The 279-nt window shown below is 38.7% G+C and carries 1 pseudogene; it reads left to right on the plus strand.

Annotated features, from left to right (window positions below):
- Positions 1–62: 62 nt before the first annotated feature.
- Positions 63–279: pseudogene (locus tag AAEY75_RS14800) on the plus strand (hypothetical protein); the annotation flags it as partial.

Consider the following 279-nt stretch of genomic DNA (forward strand, 5'->3'; position numbering starts at 1 on the left):
GTCTATATGTTAAAAGCTGGATACTTTGCTAGAATATCGGCAAATTTTAAGGAGTTTAGTCAATGTCAATGTATGTAGTGGGCCATAAAATCCCAGATTCAGATTCAATATGTGGTGCAATTGCACTGGCTTATTTAAAAAACCAAATTGATGAGCCGGCAATTCCAACCCGCCTTGGTGAAGTATCACCAGAAACACAGTTTATTTTAGATAAATTTGGCTTCGAAGCACCTGAGCTTAAACTTAGCTACGCTGGCGAAGACGTTTACATTGTAGACC

This window comes from Psychrobacter sp. TB55-MNA-CIBAN-0194 (assembly GCF_040309505.1).
Classification (GTDB): domain Bacteria; phylum Pseudomonadota; class Gammaproteobacteria; order Pseudomonadales; family Moraxellaceae; genus Psychrobacter; species Psychrobacter fozii.